18 protein-coding genes are annotated in these 16352 nt (G+C 61.7%); 11 read left to right on the plus strand and 7 right to left on the minus strand.

The window, feature by feature from the left end:
- Positions 1-8: 8 nt before the first annotated feature.
- Genes GJ700_RS15450 through GJ700_RS15460 form a run of 3 tightly spaced genes read left to right on the plus strand, consistent with a single transcriptional unit; the run spans position 9 to position 4067 of the window.
- The gene (locus GJ700_RS15450) at positions 9-1781 is read left to right on the plus strand and encodes an ATP-binding cassette domain-containing protein (RefSeq protein ID WP_154375363.1); all 1773 of its coding nucleotides are present in this window, start codon (positions 9-11) and stop codon (positions 1779-1781) included.
- Complete coding sequence (locus GJ700_RS15455; protein WP_154375365.1) at positions 1778-2902, plus strand: ABC transporter permease; 1125 nt, start codon at positions 1778-1780, stop codon at positions 2900-2902. The genes GJ700_RS15450 and GJ700_RS15455 overlap by 4 nt, the downstream gene beginning before the upstream one ends.
- 10 nt (positions 2903-2912) lie before the next feature.
- Positions 2913-4067, plus strand: a complete 1155-nt coding sequence (locus GJ700_RS15460; RefSeq protein WP_154375367.1) for an ABC transporter permease — start codon at positions 2913-2915, stop codon at positions 4065-4067.
- A 111-nt stretch (positions 4068-4178) separates the two neighbouring features.
- Here the strand turns inward: GJ700_RS15460 and GJ700_RS15465 are convergent, their stop codons facing one another.
- Positions 4179-5228 carry a pectate lyase family protein gene (locus tag GJ700_RS15465; RefSeq protein WP_229507026.1) on the minus strand — a complete coding sequence of 350 codons (1050 nt, stop codon included), beginning with the start codon at positions 5226-5228 and terminating at the stop codon, positions 4179-4181.
- 270 nt (positions 5229-5498) lie between these two features.
- Here GJ700_RS15465 and GJ700_RS15470 point away from each other — a divergent pair, with 270 nt between their 5' ends.
- The 8 genes from GJ700_RS15470 to GJ700_RS15505 all read left to right on the plus strand — a co-directional run bounded on the left by GJ700_RS15470 (position 5499) and on the right by GJ700_RS15505 (position 10168).
- Positions 5499-6842: a hemolysin family protein gene (locus GJ700_RS15470; RefSeq protein ID WP_154375369.1), complete on the plus strand. Its 1344-nt coding sequence runs from the start codon at positions 5499-5501 to the stop codon at positions 6840-6842.
- A gap of 12 nt (positions 6843-6854) precedes the next feature.
- Positions 6855-7232 (plus strand): hypothetical protein, encoded by a 378-nt coding sequence (locus GJ700_RS15475; protein ID WP_154375371.1) that lies wholly within the window; start codon positions 6855-6857, stop codon positions 7230-7232.
- A 2-nt stretch (positions 7233-7234) separates the two neighbouring features.
- On the plus strand, positions 7235-7717 hold the full coding sequence (locus tag GJ700_RS15480; RefSeq protein WP_154375373.1) for a GNAT family N-acetyltransferase: 483 nt from the start codon (positions 7235-7237) through the stop codon (positions 7715-7717).
- 17 nt (positions 7718-7734) lie between these two features.
- Positions 7735-8106, plus strand: a complete 372-nt coding sequence (locus tag GJ700_RS15485; protein ID WP_154375375.1) for a VOC family protein — start codon at positions 7735-7737, stop codon at positions 8104-8106.
- Between the two features lie 12 nt (positions 8107-8118).
- Positions 8119-8508, plus strand: a complete 390-nt coding sequence (locus GJ700_RS15490) for a GFA family protein (RefSeq protein WP_154375377.1) — start codon at positions 8119-8121, stop codon at positions 8506-8508.
- Positions 8477-9088, plus strand: a complete 612-nt coding sequence (locus GJ700_RS15495; protein ID WP_229507041.1) for a DUF4256 domain-containing protein — start codon at positions 8477-8479, stop codon at positions 9086-9088. The genes GJ700_RS15490 and GJ700_RS15495 overlap by 32 nt, the downstream gene beginning before the upstream one ends.
- Before the next feature lie 3 nt (positions 9089-9091).
- Positions 9092-9478: a DUF5329 family protein gene (locus GJ700_RS15500; RefSeq protein WP_154375379.1), complete on the plus strand. Its 387-nt coding sequence runs from the start codon at positions 9092-9094 to the stop codon at positions 9476-9478.
- Positions 9479-9637: 159 nt separating this feature from the next.
- Positions 9638-10168 carry a hypothetical protein gene (locus GJ700_RS15505; protein ID WP_154375381.1) on the plus strand — a complete coding sequence of 177 codons (531 nt, stop codon included), beginning with the start codon at positions 9638-9640 and terminating at the stop codon, positions 10166-10168.
- Here the strand turns inward: GJ700_RS15505 and GJ700_RS15510 are convergent.
- Genes GJ700_RS15510 through GJ700_RS15535 form a run of 6 tightly spaced genes read right to left on the minus strand, consistent with a single transcriptional unit; the run spans position 10089 to position 16339 of the window.
- Positions 10089-11975, minus strand: a complete 1887-nt coding sequence (locus GJ700_RS15510) for a putative bifunctional diguanylate cyclase/phosphodiesterase (protein ID WP_154375383.1) — start codon at positions 11973-11975, stop codon at positions 10089-10091. The two genes, GJ700_RS15505 and GJ700_RS15510, sit on opposite strands and share 80 nt — an antisense overlap.
- The gene (locus tag GJ700_RS15515) at positions 11972-12523 is read right to left on the minus strand and encodes a heme NO-binding domain-containing protein (protein WP_154375385.1); all 552 of its coding nucleotides are present in this window, start codon (positions 12521-12523) and stop codon (positions 11972-11974) included. Before GJ700_RS15515 ends, GJ700_RS15510 begins: the two co-directional genes overlap by 4 nt.
- Positions 12524-12579: 56 nt before the next feature.
- A complete protein-coding gene (locus GJ700_RS15520) occupies positions 12580-13638 on the minus strand; it encodes an AI-2E family transporter (RefSeq protein WP_154375387.1) in 1059 nt (352 codons plus the stop codon).
- 36 nt (positions 13639-13674) lie between these two features.
- A complete protein-coding gene (locus tag GJ700_RS15525) occupies positions 13675-14265 on the minus strand; it encodes an SCO family protein (RefSeq protein ID WP_154375761.1) in 591 nt (196 codons plus the stop codon).
- Between the two features lie 2 nt (positions 14266-14267).
- Positions 14268-15170: a heme o synthase gene (gene cyoE / locus GJ700_RS15530; protein WP_154375389.1), complete on the minus strand. Its 903-nt coding sequence runs from the start codon at positions 15168-15170 to the stop codon at positions 14268-14270.
- A complete protein-coding gene (locus GJ700_RS15535) occupies positions 15170-16339 on the minus strand; it encodes a COX15/CtaA family protein (RefSeq protein ID WP_154375391.1) in 1170 nt (389 codons plus the stop codon). The genes cyoE and GJ700_RS15535 overlap by 1 nt, the downstream gene beginning before the upstream one ends.
- Positions 16340-16352: the final 13 nt, after the last annotated feature.

The following is a 16352-nucleotide window of genomic DNA, read 5'->3' on the forward strand; positions in this document are numbered from 1 at the left end:
TGCCCATCATGGCTACCGCATACGCGCTGCAAGCGGCCAACCTGCATAAAGCGTTCAGCCCCAAGCACGGCGGCGCCGTTGCCCATGCGCTGCGGGGCGTGTCGCTGGCCGTGGCGCCGGGCGCGCTGACGGCGCTGGTGGGCCCGGATGGCGCGGGCAAGACCACGTTGCTGCGCATGGCGGCGGGCTTGCTGACGGCTGACCACGGGACGTTGCACGTACTGGGCATCGATGCGGCGCGCGATCCGCAACAGATCCAGGAACGCATCGGCTACATGCCGCAGCGCTTCGGCCTGTATGAAGACTTGAGCGTGCAAGAAAATCTCGACCTGTACGCGGACTTGCACGGCGTGCCGCGAGACATACGGCGCGAACGCTATGCGCAATTGCTGCACATGACGGACCTGGGGCGCTTTACCGCGCGCCCGGCCGGCAAGCTGTCCGGCGGCATGAAGCAAAAGCTGGGACTGGCCTGCACGCTGGTGCGGTCGCCGGAATTGTTGTTGCTGGATGAGCCGACGGTCGGCGTCGATCCCCTGTCGCGGCGCGAGCTGTGGGACATCGTGCGGCAACTGGTCGACACGCAGGGGCTGACGGTGCTGGTCAGCACGTCGTACATGGATGAAGCGGAACGCTGCGCGCATGTCTGCGTGCTGCACGAGGGCGTGGTGCTGGCCGCCGGCGAACCGGAACAATTGCGCGCCAAGGCCGATGGCCTGTGCCACCTGGCCACGCCGCCACAGGGCATTGCCGCCCGCACCTTGCAGGCGCGCCTGCTCGATGCCCGCGCGGTCGTGGCCGATGCGGTGCCGGAAGGCGGCAAGGTGCGCTATATGCTGCAGCCAGGCACCCCGCCTCAGCATGCCGGCGGCACGCTGGCGGCGCTGCTGGCCGGCGTGCGGACGCAGCCCGTTCCCGCGCGGCTCGAAGATGGTTTCATGCTGATCTTGCGCGGCATGGCAACGCAGGACGGCGCCGGTACGGCGGATATTGAGGGCGCAACACCCGCATCACAGGGCGACGCGGCGGCCCATGCCCCCATTGTTCCCGTCATCGAAGTGCGCGACCTGGTGCGCCGGTTCGGCGACTTTACCGCCGTCGCCAGCACCACCTTCGACGTGCGGCGCGGTGAAATCTTCGGCTTACTGGGACCGAACGGCGCCGGCAAGACCACCACCTTCCGCATGCTGTGCGGCTTGCTGCCCGCCACCAGCGGCACCTTGAAAGTGGCAGGTGTCAACCTGCGCCACGCCCGGGCCGAAGCGCGCCGCAAGGTGGGCTATGTGTCGCAAAAGTTTTCGCTGTACGGCAACCTGACCGTCGCGGAAAACATGCGCTTCTTTGGCGGCGCCTATGGTTTGACGGGCGCCCGCTTGCGCGAACGCACGGCCGCGATGCTGGCCCAGTTCCAGCTGACCGGCCATCAGGACGCGCCCAGCGGACAGCTACCGGGCGGGTTCAAGCAGCGGCTGGCCATGGCCGTCGGCTTGCTGCATGCACCGGACATCCTGTTCCTCGACGAACCCACCAGCGGCGCCGACCCGCTGGCGCGGCGCGCATTCTGGCGCCGCATTACCGCGCTGGCCGCCAGCGGCGTCACCATCATCGTCACCACGCACTTCATGGAAGAAGCGGAATACTGCGACCGCATCGTGATCCAGGATGCGGGCCGGCTGCTGGCATTGGGCACGCCGCGCGACGTGCGCGCGCAGGCGGGCAATGCCGACGGCATGGAACAGGCGTTCATCGCCATTGTCGAAAAGAACAGGGAGAACGCATGAAGTCCCTGTCCCTGAACCGGCTGGCGGCGCTGGTCCGCAAGGAATTCCGCCAGTTGCTGCGCGACGCCAGCAACCTGGCCATCGGCATTGCGCTGCCCATCGCACTGATCCTGATCTTCGGCTATGGCTTGTCGCTGGACGTCAAACACGCGCCCATCGCCATCGTGATGGAAGACTCGTCCCCGGCCGCGCATGACGCGGTGGCGGGATTGTTGCTGTCCGACGCGTTCGCCCCCGTCATGCTGGCCTCCATGCATGACGCGGAAACGCTGATGCGCGAGCGCAAGGTCGATGCCGTGGTGCGCGTGCCATCCGATTTTTCGCGCCGCAAGGCGGCGGGCGACGCCCGCATCCAGTTGCTGCTGCATGGCGCGGATGCCAACCGCGCCGGCATCATTTCGCGCTACGTCACCGGCGCGCTGGCGCAGCCGCGCCAAGCCGACCGGCTGGGTTCAAGATCTCCAGGCGACGTGGGCATGGCCGTCATCGAACAGCGCATGTGGTTCAACGCCGCCAATACCAGTACGTGGTACCTGGTGCCGGGCCTGATCGTGCTCGTGATGACGCTGGTGGGCGCATTCCTGACCGCGCTGGTGATGGCGCGTGAATGGGAACGGGGCACGCTGGAAGCGCTGTTCGTGACGCCGGTGCGGCCCCTGGAAATCCTGCTGGCGAAGATCATCCCGTATTTCATGGTTGGCATGCTGGGGCTGGTGCTGTGCCTGTGCGCGGCGCGCCTGCTGTTCCACGTGCCGCTGCAAGGCTCGATAGCGATCCTGTTGCTCAGTTCGATGCTGTATTTGTTGGTCGCGGTCGGCATGGGCCTGGTGATTTCCTCCGTCACGCGCAACCAGTTCCTGGCCAGCCAGGTGGCGCTGCTGTCGAGCTTTATGCCATCGCTGATGCTGTCCGGTTTCCTGTTTGATTTGCGCAGCGTGCCGGCCGTGATCCGCGCGGTGGGCGGCATCCTGCCCGCCACGTACTTCATGGAATTGATCAAGACGCTGTTTTTGGCGGGGAATGTGTGGCCGCTGATTGCGCGCAATTGCGCGGTGCTGGCGTTGTATGCGGTGGTGTTGCTGGCGGTCGCGCTGGCGGTCACGCGCAAGAAACTGGATTGAAGGAGCCGCCATGGCCATTTTCATTGCGCTGCTGCGCCGTATCGCCAACATGTGTCACAAGGAATTCCTGGCCGTGCTGAAGGATCCGGCCAGCCGCGCCATCTTGATTGTGCCGGCGCTGGTGCAAAGCATGCTGTTCGGCTACGCGGCCACGTTCGACCTGACCGATGCGCCGTATGTGCTGGTGGACCAGGACCGGGGTGCGGCGGCGCGGGACTTCGTTGCCCGCCTTGAAGGTGGCGGCGTGTTCCGCCGTGTCGCCACGCTGGCCGGGCCGCAGGACATCGCCCGCCTGATCGAGACCCACGACGCCATGGCGGCCATCGTCATCGCGCCGGATTTCGAGCGGCGCTTGCAGGCGGGCGCCGCCTCGCCGATCCAGCTGATTGTCGACGGCCGCAATTCCAATACCGCGGGCGCCGCCGCCGGCCACGTTGGCGCCGTGACAGCGGAATTCAACCGGCGGTGGCGCGAACAGCATGGCGGGGCCTCGGCCAATCTCGCGGTGAACCCGGCATCCCTCCCGCCCACGGTGGAAACGCGCGCCTGGTATAACCCGAACCTGCAAACACGGTGGAATATCCTGCCCGGCCTGATCGCGGGCTTGTCGATGCTGCAAACGCTGCTGCTGTCGGCCTTGTCGGTGGCGCGCGAGCGGGAGCAAGGCAGTTTCGACCAGTTGCTGGTGACGCCGATGTCGCCGCTGGAAATCATGGCGGGCAAGGCGCTGGCGCCCGTGCTGATCGGCCTGGCGCAATCGACCATCATCCTGCTGGTGACGTTGCTGTGGTTCCGCGTGCCGATGGCAGGCTCTGTCTTCACCCTGTACGCGGGGCTGGCGCTGTTCACGGTGGCCAGCGTCGGCATCGGGCTGTCGATTTCCGCCGTGTCGCTGAACATGCAGCATGCCATGCTGTACACCTTCGTGCTGATCATGCCGATGATGCTGTTGTCCGGCCTGACGACGCCGATCCGCAACATGCCGGAATGGATGCAGACGCTGACCATGGCCAATCCGCTGCGTTTCGCCATCGACCTGGTGCAGCGCGTCTACCTGGAAGGGGTGGGATTGCGCGTGGTGGCGGGCGATTTGCTGCCGCTGGCCATCATTGCCGCCATCACGTTGCCGCTGGCCGCATGGCTGTTCCGCAACCGGCTGGTATGACGGCCAGCGATGGAAGACGGCCGCTGCCAAAGGAACAGCAAGGCGGCCGTGGCGCCAGTCAATGCCGGTGGCGTGCGCCACCGGCATGGTTGAACTGGACAATTGAAGCGTTTACTGCGCGAGGCCGGTGCGCGCACCGGCGGTGGCGATGACCTTGGCTTTCACGTCGGCGGCCGGGATCGCAGTGTACGTATAGCCGGTCGAGCCATACGATTGCGTGGTGCCCCAGTTGGTGGCATTGACGGCGCCGCTTGGCGTATCCCATGTGATACCGGGGCCGACGTAATTGTTACGCAATTCCCAGTAACCGATCTGGCTGCTGTCGCGCGAAGTCACCGGATTCTTCACGTTTTCAAAGTAGTTTGCCTCGATCAGTGACAAGCCGCCCATGCGCACGTTGATACCGGACGTACCCACATTATTGAAGTAATTGTTGAAGATATGCGTCTGGCCAAAGCGTTGCAGCGGCAAGCGCGACTTGACGTTTTCAAAACGGTTGTTGTGGTACGTGGTGCGGGCATTCACGTTGGCGGTATCGCTGTCGCTATAGCCATTCAGCGAAACCTTCTGGTAGTTGTAGACGTGGTTGTACGACACCGTGATATGGTGCGCACCTTTTTTCATGTCGATGCCGCCATCGAACGATGCGTCGCCGGCCCCCGAACACGACGTCAGGGATGCAAAGATCGTGTTGTGATCGATCCAGATATTGCTGGGCTGGCCGGACGACATGCCTTCGATGGAAATCGAATCCGCCGCTTCGCCCCCTTGCAACAAGCCGATCATCATATTTTGCACGATGATGTTATGGGCATTGCCTGCAATATGGATGCCGAAATTCGCGCTGGAATCACTGGCGCCGCGGATCGTGATGTTGCTCTTGTTTTTCACTTCCAGCGTTTGCGCCGGTTTTTGCCATTGGGCGCACACGTCGGTGATTTTGGTGAAGTCGAACTTGCCCGTGTAATTCAGCACCAACCCGGCATTGTCGGTGTAGGCGTCGATCTTGGCCTGCATTTCCGCCAGCGTGGCGACATTGACAGCGGCCTTGCCGCCCCCGCCTGTGGTAGCGGCGCCATAACCGACCGGTCCGGCCGATGCAGTCCCGGCCGCTGCCAGCGCGGCTGCCATGAACAGCGTTTTCAGTTGCATAACCTTCATTCGCATATCTCCTGTCTCGTTGTCATTTGATGTTGGGTGGTGGGCCGGCCGGGCGCCACGGACAGAATGCATTTTTTACAATAAAAAGTCTATATGGCCTGACCAAAATACAACATTTGGACTGACCAAAATAAATATTTGGCTAATCCATTTTACTTATTGGCCTTACCAAATAGCACCAGCGTCGGAGAAAATGCCAAAACAGCATCCAGTCGTCTGCCGGCTCGGCTAAGATAGAGGTTTCAACGACGGTCGCGTAATGCGATTCATATGGTTAATCTATTGCTCGTTCTGCTCGCCCTGTTCCTGGTCGCGCTGAACGGTTTCTTTGTTGCAGCTGAATTCGGTATTGTTACCCTGCGCCGCACCCGCGTGCGCGCCATCGCGAAAACACAAGGCCTGCGCGGCCGCACTTTGGCCAAGGTCCACGGCGAACTCGACGCCTACCTGTCGGCCTGCCAATTAGGTATCACCCTCGCATCGCTGGGCCTGGGCTGGGTCGGCGAACCCGCCTTTGCTTCGCTGCTGGAGCCGCTGTTCCCCGTGCTGGGCGTCACGTCGCCGCAAATCGTGCACGGCATTTCGTTTGTCTTCGCCTTCGTCACCATCTCGTTCCTGCACATCGTCGTCGGCGAACTGGCGCCCAAATCGCTGGCGATCCGCATGCCCGAAGCCATCGGCTTGTGGAGCGCCCTGCCCCTGTACGGCTTCTACTGGGCCATGTACCCGGCCATCTGGGTCCTCAACCAAAGCGCCAACATGGTGTTGAGAATTGCCGGCCTGTCCGGCGCCGGCGGGCATGGCGATTCGCACTATTCGACCGAAGAATTGAAGATGATCCTGCGCACCAGCCAGCCGGGGGAAAAGTTCAACAAGGATGAACGCAATATCCTGGCGCACACGCTGGAGTTTTCGCAAATGTCCGTGTCCGACCTGATGCGCCCGATCCACGAAGTGATCGCGCTGCACGCGTCGAAACCGCTGGAAGAAAACCTGCAAACCGTGGTGCGCAACCGTTTTTCCCGCTATCCGTATTACGACGAAGACGGCGAGACCGTGCTGGGCATGGTGCACTTGAAAGACTTGTTCTTCGCCGAGCAGTCGGGCAAGGACCTGGCGTCGCTGACGCCGTTCGTGCGCCCGGTGGAAACCTATTCGGCCCGTACCCCGGCCCTGGAATTGTTCCGCCGCCTGAAGGACGGCGCACCGCACTTTGCGCTGATCGGTGAAAAGGGCAAGCGCCCGGTCGGCTTCCTCACGCTGGACAACTTGCTGGGCGCGATGGTGGGCGAAATCCACGACGAATTCCGCCTCAATGAAAACGACTGGCTCAAGCAGGAAGACGGCGCGCTGGTCGGCAAGGCCAGCCTGCCGATCGTATCGCTGGAACGGGCGCTGGGCCTGGACATCGAAAACGAAGAGATGGGCTTGCAGGACATCGAATCCGTCGGCGGCCTCGTCATGCTGAAGCTGGGCGATATCCCGAAACAGGGCCAGCGCGTGGAATTCAACGGCTTCGACATCGTGGTCAAGAAAATGAACGGTCCCCGCATCCTGCTGGTGAAAGTCATCCCGCGCCAGCCGCGGCATAGCGAATCCGACGAACAAGACTGATCGATCCGGCCGATGGAAATCCTCGTTGAACTGCTGTTTGAATTCCTGATTCAGCTTTTCGGCGAGCTGCTGGTCGAAGTGGGCCTGCAATCCATCGCCGCCCCCTTCCGCAAGGAATCCAGTCCCTGGCTGGCCGCCATCGGCTACGCGTTTTTTGGCGCCGTCGCCGGCGCCATCAGCCTGTGGCTATTCCCCGATCACATGGTGGTCAATGTCAAACTGCGCCTGATTAACCTTGGCGTGACGCCGATTGCCACCGGCCTGTGCATGTCGTTGCTGGGCGCGTGGCGCGCGCGGCGCGGCCAGGACTTGATCCGCATCGACCGCTTTTCCTATGGTTACCTGTTCGCACTGTGCCTGGGGCTGGTGCGTTTTTATGGAGCGTCGTAACCATGCAGATCCGGCCAGCGCTTGAATCCGACCTGCCCGCCATGCGGGAGATTTTCCAGGCTGTCGTCGCCACTGGCGATACGCTGCCGTTTTCTTCGTCCATGCCGCCGGAGACCTTTCACAGCCACTGGTTCGGTGCGCACCGCGCCTATGTCGCTGCCGATGACAGCGGCGTCATCGGCATGTACAAGGTCGGGGCGAATTATCCCGACCTGGGTTCCCATATCGGCAGCGCGACGTATCTCGTCTCTCCTGCCGCGCAAAGCAAGGGCGTGGGCCGGGCACTGGTCACGCACAGCATCGAGCAAGCGCGCAGCGACGGCTTTATGGCCATGCAGTTCAACTATGTCGTCAGCACCAATGCGCCGGCCGTGGCGCTGTATGAAAAGCTGGGCTTCGCCATCGTGGGCACCTTGCCGCAAGCCTTCCGGCATGCCACCCTGGGACTGGTCGATGCCTATGTAATGTACAAACCGCTGCAGTAATCCACCTGGAGAACAGCATGGAACTTGGAAATTTCTCTGTCAGCCTGGCCGTCAAGGATATCGCTGCTTCCCGCGCGTTTTACGAAAAGCTGGGCTTTACCGTGTGGGGCGGCGACCAGTCAAAAAACTGGCTGATTCTCAAGAACGGCAGCACGATCATCGGCCTGTTCCAGGGCATGTTCGACAAGAATATCCTGACCTTCAATCCGGGCTGGGACAGCGACGCCAATACCTTGCCGGCATTTCCCGATATCCGTACCGTGCAGCACAGCCTGAAAGCGCAGGGTGTGCCGCTGCTGAGCGAAGCCGACGAAACCACGTCCGGGCCGGCCAGCTTCATGGTGGAAGATCCGGACGGCAACCAGATCCTGTTCGACCAGCATGTGTAACGGGAGCACGCCATGATCAAAGGTTCCTGCCTGTGCGGCGCAGTGCACTGGACGTTCGATGGCCAACCGGATGGCGCGACCGCATGCAATTGCACGGCGTGCCGCCGTTACGGCACGCTGTGGGCTTACGACTATGAAAACGAAGGGATCCACGTTACCGGTCAAACGCGGCCCTTCGTTCGCGGCACCGCGCTGGAATTCCACTTTTGCCCGACATGCGGCTGCATCGCATTCTGGCGCGGCCTGCGCATCGACGAACTCGGACGCCGCCGCATTGCCGTCAATTTGCGCCTGGCCGAACCGGAAGCGGTGGCGGCCATTCCGATCGATCATTTCGACGGACTCGATACTTTTGACGATTTGCCGCGTGATGGGCGCTGCGTGGCGGATTACTGGTTTTGACGGCGCTGCTTCAGCAGTTGAAGGGGATCGGTGCATGACTGCAAATTCATTCGGGGACCTGATCACCATATTGCAGCAGCGCTTCGAAAAAAACATGCCACGCCACCCGGCACTGGACTGGCACGCCGTGCAAGCCAGGCTGGATAGCCATCCTGAACATCTGCGCGCCTTGCAGGCAATGGAAAACACGGGCGGTGAACCCGATGTCATTGCATATGACGAAGCCACCGGCGCATGCACGTTTTGCGACTGCGTATCGGAAAGCCCCGCCGGCCGGCGCAGCCTGTGCTTTGACGATCAGGCGCTGGAATCCCGCAAGCAAAACAAGCCTGCCGGCAGCGCCATGGCGATGGCCGCGGCGATGGGCATTACGATGTTGACAGAGGACCAGTATCGCGAATTACAACAACTGGGCGAATTCGACCGGAAAACTTCCAGCTGGATTCAAACCCCGTCAAACATCAGGAAACTAGGCGGCGCACTGTTTTGCGACCGCCGCTATGATCACGTCTTCACTTATCACAATGGCGCGGAATCGTACTATGCGGTACGGGGATTTCGCGGCCAGCTCAAGGTTTAATCAATGAAAAAACATCTGCTGGCGATGGCCGCCCTGGCGACCATCATCGTTGCCAACGCCACCGCTGCCCCAACTGCAGCACCGGTGCGCGCGGAAATCGACGGGCTGCTCGGCAAACTGCAAACCTCCGGCTGCCAGTTCAACCGCAACGGTTCCTGGTACAGCGGCGCGGAAGCGAAATCGCACTTGCTGCGCAAGCTGGAATACTTCGAAGACAAAAGCAATGTAAAAACCACGGAACAGTTCATTGAACTGGCCGCATCGAAGAGCAGTTCGTCCGGCAAGCCATATCAGGTCAAATGCGGTAACGCGGCGGCCGTACCGAGCCAGCAATGGCTGAGCACGGAATTGAACGCTATCCGGGCGTCCACCGCCCACGGCAAACCATAACCCGCGATGCGCTCCCTGCCATTTCTCTTGACACTTCCTCTTGCTTGCGCGGCGTCGCCACAAGTACTGCTCTCGGCCCACACAGAGTCCAAACTGAAGGGAGGTATCACGCCTCCGGACGCAGTGGCACAACTCATTCTTCGCAATGAGCCTGATGACGTGGCATGGCTGCACGAATGCATGACTGAAAAAGGGTTCGGAAAGAAAGCTACTGCTAAATTCTTTACCGCAAAAGCACTCCACCTGAACGGAGACGGTGTCACTGATTACTTTGTCCGGCCCGCTCTTCGACCGTACTGCCAGGCGTTTTATGGGGCACACCTGTTCCGATACTGGTTCATCATCGGCCATCGCATGCAAGGCAAGACGACGTACAAAATCGTGTTCAAGAACGGTGGAGATGAAGCACGTATCCTGGCCAATGTGACCAATGGCTACCATGACCTGGCGTTGATAGGGCATACCGCTGCCGAAGCGTACACGACCACGTGGCGGTTCAATGGCAAGCACTACGCACAGGCAGGCTGCATTCGGCAAGTCATGGGAGACAATGGCTGGACAGGCGACTCGCCCTGCCCCGCCATTGACGACAGCTCAGACAGCGACGAGGTTACCGCAACACCCCCAGATCCATCACCACCCCGCTCTTCAACATCGCCACCATCCCCACTTCCGGCAGCGGGCGGCTGAAGTAGTAGCCCTGGATTTCATCGCAGCCTTGCGCCGCCAGCAGGCGCAACTGGCCTTCGGTTTCCACACCTTCGGCGATGGTGCGCAAGCCCAGGCTGTGGGCGAGGCGGATCACGGCGGTGACGATGGAGCGGTCTTCCGCATCGTTGACCAGGCCGCGCGTAAAGGACTGGTCGATCTTCAGCTTATCGACCGGGAAGCGCTTCAGGTAACTGAGGTTCGAATACCCGGTGCCGAAGTCGTCGATGGCCATGGCAATGCCCACTGCTTTCAGGCGGTGCATCAGCGCGATCGACGCTTCCGGGTCATCCATCGACAGGCTTTCCGTCAATTCGAATTCCAGCAGCGATGGTTCCAGGTCGTACTTTTCCAGCATTTCCTGCAACATCGGTTCCAGGCTCTGGTGCGAGAATTGCGAAGCGGCCACGTTGACCGCCACCGGCACCACCGGCACGCCGGCATCGATCCATTTGCGCAACGTGGCGCAAGCCTTGTCCAGCACCCACGAGCCGATGGCCGTGATCAAATTGCTTTCCTCCGCCACCGGGATGAATTGCATCGGCGGCACCAGCCCCAGTTCCGGCGATTGCCAGCGCAGCAACGCCTCCAGCCCAATGACGCGGCCGCTGGCCAGGTCGATTTGCGGCTGGTAGTGCAGCACGAATTCATCGCGCTGCAATGCGCGCAATAACCCCTGCTCCAGGGTCACGCGCGCGTCGAGGCGGTTCTGCATTTCCTGCGTAAAGAACTGGAAGCCATTGCGACCCGCTTCCTTGGCCCGGTACATCGCGATATCCGCCTGGCGCAGCAAGTTTTCCGCCTGCGCGCCATCTTCCGGGAACAGCGACAAGCCCATGCTGCCCGTGATCACATGTTCCTGCCCTGCCAGCATCACCGGTTTGGCCAGGTTGTTGCCGATGCGTTCGGCGATCATGCCGGGGGTGGTGTCACCCAGCGGGCTGTCGAGCAGGATGACGAATTCGTCGCCGCCCAGACGCGCCACCGTGTCGAATTCCCGCACGCTGTGGCGCAGGTTTTCCGCGACAGCGCGCAATAAATCGTCGCCCACCGCATGGCCCAGCGTATCGTTGACTTGCTTGAATTTGTCGAGGTCGATGAAGATCACGGCCAGCCGTTCGTGCCGGCGCTCGGCACGCTTGATCGCATGGCCCAGGCGGTCCAGGAACAGCGCGCGGTTCGGCAAGCCCGTCAACTGGTCGTGCGTGGCCTGGTGCTCGATGGCTTTTTCGTGCAGGCGCCGTTCCGTGACGTCGTGCGCCACGCTCATCACGGCATCGGCATTGTTGAACCAGATGCGGCTGGCAAAAAATTCCACTTCGACCTGTTCGCCATCGAGGCGCGCCACGCGCAGCGCCTTGCGCGGCACCAGTTGCGCCATCGCGATATCGCTGTAGGTGCCGGCCTGGGCCTGTTGATGGCAATCGGCGGCAATCCGCTCCATGGCTTGCGTGCCCAGCAACTGGTCCGGCGCATGGGCGCCAAACAAGTGCAGCGCGGCCGGATTCATGAAGATGATCTTGCCGTCCGCGTGGATCCAGATCGCATCGGGGATCAATTCCACCAGCGTACGGTAGCGCGCTTCGCTTTCCTCGATATGGGTGTTCAGCTGGCGCAGGTTCTGGTTGATGTCATACAGCTCCCGGCTCTTTTGTTCGAGCAGGGTTTCCGCTTCCTTGCGGGCCGCGCGCTCACGCAACAGGCTGCGCGACGCGACCGTCGGCACCGCCACTTGCGGCGCCAGGGGGAAGCCGGGCGGCGCTGCGCCGCCTGTGTCTAACTGAGTCATACGGCGTCGAGTTGCAGGTGGAAACGGGTGCGGTGCAGGTTGCCTTCTTTTTCCAGGTCAGTGCGGGTGACCTTGATCGGTTCCTGGAAGTGCGCGATACAGCCATCGATCAGGCCGGCCGCCAGGTCGGCAAAGCCGCGCGGCGAGCTGTACAGCAACTCCAGTTGATCCGGTGCAGGCCGTGTGCACGGCAGTGTCGGCAGTTCCGCGTCCGGGTACAGCTTGCGCACTTCGACGTGGATCACGTCGTCGATGCGGCTGAGGAAATCAAACACGCAATTGGCGTCCTGGAACAGCACCGGATACGACTCCGAGAAGCGCTGGAACAAATGGTGGCCAAACAGGTGGATCAGCGCGGGAATCGGCATGCCGGTGGCATTGGACAGCGCCATCACGAGCCGCACCAGTTCCGCGTGGTCATAGGTGCCAACCGACGTGTACGCGCCATCGTTCGGCAAGTCCGCTTCCGTGATGATGCGATCGAGCATGTCCAGGCCCATGCGGGACTCGACCAATTCCATAAATTCCGTAAAAACAACGCCCTTCATGGCGGTCTCTCCCGTAGGTTTCCCAGCCGCCAGTATAAACGTTGCAGTGGACAACGTCAGTTCGTCACATTTGAACCTTCGTCGACACTGCTGGTCCAGTTGCGTAATAACCCCATGGCCACCGCCAGCAAGGTCGGACCGATGAACAAACCGACAAATCCGAACGCCAGCACGCCCCCCATTACGCCAAGCAACACTAGCAAGAATGGCAAGCTGCTGCCGCGGCTGATCAACATGGGCTTGACCACGTTGTCGACGCCGGAAATGAGGAACACGCCCCACACCACCATGAAGATCGCCCAGCCCGTGCTGCCCTGGTTGAACAGCCAGACTGCCGCGCCGCCCCAGATCAGCGGTGGTCCGACGGGGACCAGCGAAAACAGGAATGTCGCCACGGCCAATAGCGCCACGCCGGGTACGCCGGCAATGAGGAAACCGGCCGCCGCCACGGCCGCCTGCGCCAGCGCCGTTCCCAGCAGGCCGTACATGACGCCCCGGACGGTACGGCTGACGGTATCGGCCACTTCCTCCGCATGTTCGCCCATGATTTTCACCATCCCCGTGCGCAGCGCCGCCAGCAGCACCAGGCCATCGCGGTACAGGAAGAAACAAACGAACGCGGCCAGGCTCACTTGCGCCACGCCGCTGCCCAGCACCATGCCGCCGCCCAGGACGATCTTGCGGGCCGGCTCCATGTAGCGCTTGGCCAGCGCCATCATTTCATCGCGGCTGCCGATCAGCTTGCGCAGGTAGGTGTCCGCCTGTTCGCCCACCATGGGGATGTCTTTCAGCCACGCCGGCGGCTCGAATGTGCCATCGGCCATCGCGTCGCGTACATGGTCCACCACTTCCCCCGCATGGTCGGCGATATTCCACGTGACCAGGGCCAGCGGCAGGATGATCACCAGCACCAGCGATACGGTCATGATGGCGGCCGCCAGTGTCTTGCGCTGCCGGCAGCGGTGCAGCAGCATCAGGAACAGGGGCCAGGAGGAAATTGTGATGGCGGCGGCAAACAGGATGGCCGCCAGGAAGGGGTGCAGCACCACCAGGCAACCGATCACCAGGAAGATGACGGCAGCCAGGCGGGTGTAGGGTTGAAAACGTTTTTCCAAGGCGGTTCCCCGGTGTTATCCAGAGAACCTACTGTATCAGGAAAGCAGCAATTTCAGGTCGTGAACGATGGCAGCGGGATCCTGCTTGTCCCGCACGTACAGGCGGATCTTGCCATTCTTGTCGAACACGAAGGTTGCCGCCGTGTGCTCGATGGTATAGCTGTCCGGCGTCTTGCCGGGCACCTTGTTGTAGATGACCTTGAATTCCTTGGCGGCCGCAGCCGTCTGCTCCGGCGTGCCGCGCAGGCCGACGAAGCGCTTGTCAAAGCCCGGCACGTATTGCTGCAGCAATTCCTGCGTATCGCGTTCCGGGTCCAGGGTCACGAACAGGACTTGCACCTGGTCCGCCTGCGGGCCCAGCTGCTGCATGACATTGGCCATGTTGGCCAAGGTCGTCGGGCACACTTCCGGGCATTGCGTAAAGCCGAAAAACACGGCAATCACTTTGCCCTTGTAGGTGTCCAGCGTGACAGGCTTGCCCGTATGGTCGGTCAGCGACAGTTTTTCCGCATAGCTCAGGCCCGTCAAATCCGTATTCTGGAATTGCAGTTTGTCCGGGCCCTTGTTACAGCCGGCGACGGACAGCGCCAGGGCTGCGGACAACATCACGGCAAGCAGTTTTTTCATCATTAAATTTTGATGTAATGGTCCACCAGCAGCGCGGCGAACAACAGGGACAGGTAAATGATCGACCACGCGAACGCCTTGCGCGCCACCAGGTCGCTGTAGTGGCGGTGGATGCGCCAGCCATGCCACAGGAAGATGGCGTTCAGCACGATCGCGCTGGCCAGGTAAATCAGGCCGCTCATCTTGACGGCGAATGGCAGCAACGTCGTTGCCGCCAGTGCGATCGAATACAGCCAGACATTGAATCCCGTGAATTGCATGCCGTGCGTGACGGGCAGCATCGGCAACCCGGATTTCGCATAATCGTCGCGGCGGTACATGGCCAGCGCCCAGAAGTGCGGCGGAGTCCAGACAAAGATGATCATCACCAGCAGCCACGCCTGCATCGGCACGTCGTTGGCGACCGCAGCCCAGCCCAGCGCGGGCGGCATGGCGCCGGACAGGCCGCCAATCACGATATTTTGCGGCGTGGCGGGTTTCAAAATCATCGTATAGATGACGGCATAGCCGACAAAGGTGACGAAGGTCAGCCACATCGTCAGCGGATTGACCAGTGCATACAGCACCCACATGCCGGCGCCGCCAATCACGGCTGAAAACACCACGGTTTCCATCGGCGAGATTTCACCCTGCGCCATCGGCCGGCGGGCCGTGCGGGCCATGCGCGCATCGATTTCACGCTCGACCAGGCAATTGACGGCAAACGCCGCGCCGGCCAGCAGCCAGATGCCGAGGGTGGCGGCCACCACGACTTTCCAGTCAGGCAACGATTCGCTGGCCAGGAACATGCCGATGACGGCGCAAAACACCGCCAGTTGCGTGACGCGCGGTTTCGTCAGCGCCCAGTATTGGGATATGCGGGACATGCGATGGCTCGGTTTATGGGTAACAGTCTGGGTCGTCATTACTGGTGCCTGGAAGGCGCCGCTGCGCGCAAAGTGTTGATTTCGCTATGCAGGGCCGTGTCGAATTGATGCTTAGCCCGGTAGTTTAACATGGCCAGCATCAAGACCAGCATCGCCGCGCCGCCGTTATGCAGTACGGCGATGGTCAGCGGGAAGTTCAGATAGATGGTGGCGATGCCCGTCACCACCTGCACGCCCAGCACCGTGGCGATGCCGCGCGCCAGTTTTGTCATGCCGGCAATGTTCCAGGCGCGATAAGCGGTATAGCCCGCCACCGCCGCCACCATCAGCGCGAAATTGCGGTGCACCCAGTGCACGGCCGTCAGCGCCTCGAACGGCAGGTAGTGGCCGGTGGCCGTCTTGCCCAGTTCGCGCCACAAATGGAAACCATGTTCGAAATCCATGGCCGGCACCCACTGGCCGCCACACTTGGGGAATTCCGTGCACGCCAGGGTGGCGTAGTTAGTACTTACCCACGCACCCAGCGCCAGTTGCATGGCGACTACCACGCCGGACGCCACCGCCAGCCAGCGGATCGCGCGCAACACGGGCGGCGGCGCGGCCGGACGGGCTTTCTTGCCCGTCAACGCATCATGCACGGTATTCTGGCGGGAACCGAACCACACCAGCAGCGCCAATAACCCCATGCCCAGCAACAGGTGGCCGGTGACGATGACCGGCTGCAATTTCATGGTAACGGTCCAGGCGCCGAATGCGCCCTGCAGGCAAACGAAGAAAAACAAAAACGTCGGCATGGCGGGCTCGAAACCGGGACGCTTGAATTTGCGCCACTGTATCCAGGCGGTGGCCATCATGGCCACGATCAGCACGCCGATCCCCATTGCCAGGTAGCGGTGGATCATTTCCACCCACGCCTTGAACACCGTGACGGGGCCGGTCGGCTGCAGCGCTTCCGCCGCCGCGATTTCCGCATGCGCGAGGAAGGGATTGGCCAGGCCATAGCAGCCGGGCCAGTCCGGGCAACCCAGGCCGGAATCCGTCAGGCGGGTGAACGCGCCAAACACGATCAGGTCGAACGTGAGGAACACGCAAGTCCACACCAGTTTGCGGTACTTGTTTTCATCCGACGACATCCACACCATGGCCGCCGGCAGCATTGCCACCAGCAAGCCCGTGATGAGCATTTGCGCAAGGGAAGTCACATGCATGGCGGTTTCCTCA

The organism is Pseudoduganella rivuli, from assembly GCF_009674485.1.
In the GTDB taxonomy this organism is placed as follows: Bacteria; Pseudomonadota; Gammaproteobacteria; order Burkholderiales; family Burkholderiaceae_D; genus Rugamonas; species Rugamonas rivuli_B.

Bases quoted from the DNA above. Each gene is read 5' to 3' on its own strand.
- GJ700_RS15450 (WP_154375363.1), top strand. From the start codon at position 9: ATGGCTACCGCATACGCGCTGCAAGCGGCCAACCTGCATAAAGCGTTC.
- GJ700_RS15515 (WP_154375385.1), bottom strand. From the start codon at position 12,523: ATGAAGGGCGTTGTTTTTACGGAATTTATGGAATTGGTCGAGTCCCGC.
- GJ700_RS15510 (WP_154375383.1), bottom strand. From the start codon at position 11,975: ATGACTCAGTTAGACACAGGCGGCGCAGCGCCGCCCGGCTTCCCCCTG.
- GJ700_RS15535 (WP_154375391.1), bottom strand. From the start codon at position 16,339: ATGCATGTGACTTCCCTTGCGCAAATGCTCATCACGGGCTTGCTGGTG.
- GJ700_RS15475 (WP_154375371.1), top strand. From the start codon at position 6,855: ATGGAAATCCTCGTTGAACTGCTGTTTGAATTCCTGATTCAGCTTTTC.
- GJ700_RS15480 (WP_154375373.1), top strand. From the start codon at position 7,235: ATGCAGATCCGGCCAGCGCTTGAATCCGACCTGCCCGCCATGCGGGAG.
- GJ700_RS15455 (WP_154375365.1), top strand. From the start codon at position 1,778: ATGAAGTCCCTGTCCCTGAACCGGCTGGCGGCGCTGGTCCGCAAGGAA.
- GJ700_RS15460 (WP_154375367.1), top strand. From the start codon at position 2,913: ATGGCCATTTTCATTGCGCTGCTGCGCCGTATCGCCAACATGTGTCAC.
- GJ700_RS15490 (WP_154375377.1), top strand. From the start codon at position 8,119: ATGATCAAAGGTTCCTGCCTGTGCGGCGCAGTGCACTGGACGTTCGAT.
- GJ700_RS15525 (WP_154375761.1), bottom strand. From the start codon at position 14,265: ATGAAAAAACTGCTTGCCGTGATGTTGTCCGCAGCCCTGGCGCTGTCC.
- GJ700_RS15465 (WP_229507026.1), bottom strand. From the start codon at position 5,228: ATGAAGGTTATGCAACTGAAAACGCTGTTCATGGCAGCCGCGCTGGCA.
- GJ700_RS15495 (WP_229507041.1), top strand. From the start codon at position 8,477: ATGGGCGCTGCGTGGCGGATTACTGGTTTTGACGGCGCTGCTTCAGCA.
- GJ700_RS15500 (WP_154375379.1), top strand. From the start codon at position 9,092: ATGAAAAAACATCTGCTGGCGATGGCCGCCCTGGCGACCATCATCGTT.
- cyoE (WP_154375389.1), bottom strand. From the start codon at position 15,170: ATGACGACCCAGACTGTTACCCATAAACCGAGCCATCGCATGTCCCGC.
- GJ700_RS15470 (WP_154375369.1), top strand. From the start codon at position 5,499: ATGGTTAATCTATTGCTCGTTCTGCTCGCCCTGTTCCTGGTCGCGCTG.
- GJ700_RS15485 (WP_154375375.1), top strand. From the start codon at position 7,735: ATGGAACTTGGAAATTTCTCTGTCAGCCTGGCCGTCAAGGATATCGCT.